Source organism: Mycobacterium kyorinense, assembly GCF_001672775.1.
In the GTDB taxonomy this organism is placed as follows: domain Bacteria; phylum Actinomycetota; class Actinomycetes; order Mycobacteriales; family Mycobacteriaceae; genus Mycobacterium; species Mycobacterium kyorinense_A.
In genome coordinates this window covers 1-5360 of record NZ_LZKJ01000162.1, presented here as the reverse complement: position 1 = coordinate 5360, position 5360 = coordinate 1, and the positions used below count along the sequence as shown (strand labels likewise).

1 protein-coding gene is annotated in these 5360 nt (G+C 68.4%); it reads left to right on the top strand.

Annotation, left to right across the window (positions count from 1 at the left end; all coding sequences use genetic code 11):
* Positions 1 to 5360, top strand: a 5360-nt coding sequence (locus tag A5707_RS17575) for an SDR family NAD(P)-dependent oxidoreductase (protein WP_156658093.1), incomplete at both ends; no start/stop codon positions are given.

Below are 5360 nucleotides of genomic sequence, written 5' to 3'. Positions count from 1 at the left end.
TCGGACCGTGATCAGTTGTTGGGCGGGTTGGCCGAGTTGGTCGATGGTCTACCGGGTGGCGGTGTGGTGTCGGGGCGGGCGACCCCGGCGGGCAAGACCGTGTTCGTCTTCCCCGGCCAAGGCTCCCAATGGCTCGGCATGGGAGTCGAATTGCTGGACACCGCACCGGTTTTCGCTCAACACATGCACGCTTGCGCGGAGGCCTTCGCCGAGTTCGTCGACTGGTCGCTGATCGACGTCCTGCGCGGTGCACCGGAGGCGCCGGGTCTGGACCGCGTCGACGTCGTCCAGCCGGCGCTGTTCGCGGTCATGGTGTCGCTGGCAGAGCTGTGGCGATCCATCGGCGTTCGGCCCGACGCCGTGATCGGCCACTCTCAGGGCGAGATCGCCGCCGCCTCCGTCGCGGGCGCATTGTCGCTGCGCGACGCCGCGCGGGTGGTAACGCTGCGCAGTAAAGCGTTGCTGGCCCTGTCTGGCCGCGGCGGCATGGTATCGCTGGCATGCGACATCGAGCAGGCTCGAGAGTTGTTGTCGCCCTTCGGCAGTCGAATCGGCATCGCGGCGATCAACGGCCGATCCGCTGTGGTGGTTTCCGGTGACGCCGAAGCACTGGACGAACTCATCGGGCAGTGCGCCGAGCGGGAGTTGCGCGCACGTCGCATCGACGTCGACTACGCGTCGCATTCCGTTGACGTCGAGGCGATCCGTGACCAGTTGGCCGAGGTGTTGGCCGGCATCGAACCGCAGTCATCGCGCACCGCGTTCTTCTCCACGGTCACCGGCACTCTTTACGACACCGCCGGCCTGGACGCCGACTACTGGTACCGAAACATCCGGCAGACCGTCGAATTCGACCAGGCGGTACGCAGCGCGTGTCAACAGGGCTACCGAACGTTCATCGAATCCAGCCCGCATCCGGCGTTGATTGCCGGCATCGAAGACACCGTGACCGATCACGGCGCCGCCGAACCGATCGTCCTGCCCACCCTGGGTCGTGAGGAAGGCGGATTGGGGCGGTTCGTGGCCTCCGCCGCGCAGGCCTTCGTGTCAGGTGTCGCGGTGGACTGGCGCGCGCTGTTGACAGGCGGTGAGTTCGTCGAGCTGCCGACGTACGCCTTTGAGCGACGGCGCTTTTGGCTCTCCGGCGACGGCGTCGCAGTCGATGCCGCCGGTCTAGGGCTAGGTTCCAGCGAGCATCCGTTGCTGGGTGCGGTGGTCGAACTGCCGGACTCCGGCGGGGTAGTACTGACCGGTCGGCTCTCGCCGGCATCGCAGTCTTGGCTCGTCGACCATGCGGTATCCGAGCTGGTGGTCTTCCCGGGCGCCGGCTTTGTGGAGCTCGCCATCCGCGCCGGCGACGAGGCCGGCTGTTCGGTGGTCGACGAGTTGACGTTGCAGGCACCGCTGATGCTGCCGGCGTCGGGTTCGGTGGCGGTCCAGGTCGTGGTGGGAGCCGCCGAACATTCCGGCCGGCGCAACGTGTCGGTGTTTTCCCGGGCGACCGCGGACTCGGACTGGGTTTGTCACGCCGAGGGTGTCCTGAGCCCGGAAGCGACTCAACCCGCTGCGGACTTGTCGGTGTGGCCGCCTGCCGGGGCCACCGCGGTGGATGTGGCCGACGGCTATCAGCGGCTGGCGGCCCATGGCTATGGATATGGCCCCGCATTCCGCGGGCTGACTGCGATGTGGCGCCGCGGCGACGAGATGTTCGCCGAAGTCACGGTGCCGGAAGCCGCCGGGGGCGTCACCGGGTTCGGGGTGCACCCGGTGTTGCTGGACAGCGCGCTGCACGCGGCAGCGATGGCCGCCGATGCCAGCGACGTGGCACTGCCGTTCTCCTGGCAGGGCGTCTCGCTGCACGCCGCCGGCGCCTCGTCGGTGCGGGCCCGGATCGCACCCGTGGGCCCGTCGGCGGTGTCGGTCGAGCTCGCCGACGGGCTGGGCCTGCCGGTGTTGTCGGTGGCTTCGATGGCGGTGCGCCCGGTCTCGCAGCAGCAGTTGGCGGCGGCGGCATCGAGTTCGGCGGCGGATCGGCTCTTCGAGGTGGCGTGGTCGCCGGCCTCGCCGGGCACCGGCGCTGTTCCCGCCCATGAAGTGTTCGAATTCCGTTCCGCCGGCGACGATCCCGTCGCGGAAGTCTATGAACGCACGCACGCGGCGTTGGCTGCGGTGCAGTCGTGGCTTGCCGGCCACGACTCCGGTGTGTTGGTCGTCATCACCGGCGGCGCGATGGCGCTACCCGGACAGGATGTCACCGATCTGGCCGGCGCCGCGGTGTGGGGGCTGGTGCGCTCGGCGCAAACCGAGCATCCGGGCCGACTGGTGTTGGCCGACGTCGATACGCCGGTCGGCGAAGCCGACGTGGCCGCGATTCTGGCCACCGGCGAACCGCAGGTGCTGGTGCGCGACGGAGTGGCCTACACCGCCCGCGTGCACGCCAGCCGGTCGGTCGACGGCCTGTTGACCCCGCCGGATGGAGATCTGCCGTGGCGACTGGGTCTTTCGGCCGCCGGCACGTTCGAGAATTTGCAGCTCGAACCGGTGCCCAACGCCGATGCGCCGCTGGAACCAGGCCAGGTCCGGGTGGCCATCCGCGCTATCGCCACCAACTTCCGCGACGTGATGATCACGCTGGGCATGTTCACCCACGACGCGCTGCTGGGTGGCGAAGCCGCAGGTGTAGTGGTCGAAACCGGCCCGGGCGTCACCGAATTCAACGTCGGTGACGACGTGATGGGTTTCTTCCCCGACAGCAGCGGAACCCTGGTCGCCGGTGACGTCCGGCTGCTACTGCCAATGCCCGCGGACTGGTCCTACGCCGAAGCTGCCGGTATCTCAGCCGTTTTTACCACTGCCTATTACGCGTTCCTGTATTTGGCCGACGTGCAGCCCGGGCAGCGGGTATTGGTGCACGCCGCGACAGGCGGGGTGGGGATGGCCGCCGTCCAACTGGCCCGGCACCTGGGCCTGGAGGTATTTGCCACCGCCAGTCGCGGCAAGTGGGACACGTTGCGGTCCATGGGCTTTGACGAAGACCACATCGCCGACTCGCGCACGTTGGAATTCGAGGACAAGTTCCGGGCAGTCACCGACGGCCGCGGCATGGATGTGGTGCTCGACTCACTGGCCGGTGAGTTCGTCGACGCGTCGCTGCGGCTGGTGGCCCCGGGCGGGGTGTTCCTGGAGATGGGCAAGACCGACATCCGGGACCCCGGCGTGGTCGCCGCCAACCATCCCGGTGTGCGCTACCGCGCCTTCGACCTCTTCGAGCCGGGCCGAGTCCGCATGCACGAATACATGCTCGAACTGGCGAAGCTGTTCGACGCCGGCGTGCTGAATCCGTTGCCGGTCACCACATTCGACATCCGGCGGGCACCGGCGGCGCTGCGGTATCTGAGTCAGGCCCGACACACCGGCAAGGTCGTGCTGACGATGCCCGATGCCTGGGCGTCCGGCACCGTGATGATCACCGGCGGCACCGGAATGGCCGGTTCGACGCTGGCCCGGCATGTGGTGACGCAGCACGGGGTGCGCCGCCTGGTGCTGCTCAGTCGGCGGGGGATCGAAGCCCCGGATGCCGCGGAGCTGGCCGGCGAGTTGACCGCCGCCGGCGCCGAGGTTCAGGTGGTGGCCTGCGACGCGGCCGATCGCGCCGCGTTGGCCAAAGTGATTTCCGACATTCCGCGACAGCACCCGCTGTCGGCCGTGATTCACGCGGCGGGGGTGCTCGACGACGCGGTGGTGACCTCGCTGACGCCGGACCGCATCGATGCGGTGCTGCGGGCCAAGGTGGATGCCGCCTGGAATCTGCATGAGCTGACCCGAGACCTGGGTTTGTCAGCGTTCGTGATGTTCTCGTCGATGGCCGGTCTGGTCGGCTCGTCGGGCCAGGCCAACTACGCGGCCGCCAACGCGTTCCTGGATGCGCTGGCCGCGCACCGGCGGGCCCACGGTTTGCCGGCGATCTCGTTGGCGTGGGGATTGTGGGAGCAGGCCAGCGACATGACCGGCGGGCTCGACGCCGCGGACCGGGCCCGACTGGGCCGCAGCGGCGTCGTCGGACTGTCCTCTGCCGAAGCCGTGGAACTGTTCGACACGGCGCTGGCCGTCGACGAGCCCTATCTGGCGCCGGCACGCATCGACACCGCAGCGCTGCGGAGCCACGCCGCCGTGGTGCCGCCGATGTTCACCGACCTGATCAACGCGCCGACACGGCGCCGAGTGGACGACTCGCTGGCCGCCGCTAAATCGAAATCCGCGCTGGCGCAACGGCTCCATGGGCTCACTGATGACGAGCAGCACGCGCTGTTGCTGAATTTGGTGCGGTCACACATCGCCACCGTGCTGGGCAACACCACCCCGGAGGCAATCGACGCCGACAAGGCCTTCCAGGACCTCGGATTCGACTCGCTGACCGCGGTCGAAATGCGCAACCGGCTCAAGGCCGCCACCGGGCTGGCGCTATCGCCCACCCTGATCTTCGACTATCCGACGCCCAACGGGCTTGCCACCTATATCCGCACCGAGCTCGCCGGCGTCCCGCAAGAAACCAAGCATGTTCCGGCCGTTCGCGCGACCGGTGACGACCCGATCGCGATCGTCGGAATGTCCTGCCGCTTCCCCGGTGGAGTCAATTCGCCAGACGACCTGTGGGACATGGTGATCCAGGGCCGTGATGTGCTCACCGAGTTTCCGTCCGACCGGGGTTGGGATCTGGCCGGTCTGTTCAATCCCGACCCCGACGTATCCGGTGCCTGCTACACCCGCACCGGCGGCTTCGTCGACGGCGTCGCGGATTTCGACCCCGGATTCTTCGGGGTGGCGCCCAGCGAGGCGCTGGCGATGGATCCCCAACAACGCATGTTCCTCGAGTTGTCGTGGGAGGCGTTGGAGCGGGCCGGGATTGACCCCACCGGGCTGCGGGGCAGCGCCACCGGCGTGTTCGCCGGGGTGATGACACAGGGCTACGGCATGTTCGCCGCCGAACCCGTCGAAGGTTTCCGGTTGACCGGCCAATTGTCGAGCGTGGCCTCCGGCCGGGTGGCCTATGTGCTGGGCCTGGAAGGGCCGGCGCTGTCGGTGGATACTGCGTGCTCGTCGTCGTTGGTGACGCTGCATATGGCGGTGCAGTCGCTGCGTTCGGGGGAGTGCGATTTGGCGCTGGCCGGCGGCGTCACCATCAACGCCACTCCCGATATCTTCGTGGAATTCAGCCGCTGGCGCGGACTCTCACCGGACGGCCGCTGCAAAGCCTTCGCCGGTGCCGCCGACGGCACCGGATTCTCCGAGGGTGGGGGGATGTTGGTGGTGGAGCGGCTCTCGGATGCGGTGCGGTTGGGGCATCCGGTGTTGGCGGTGGT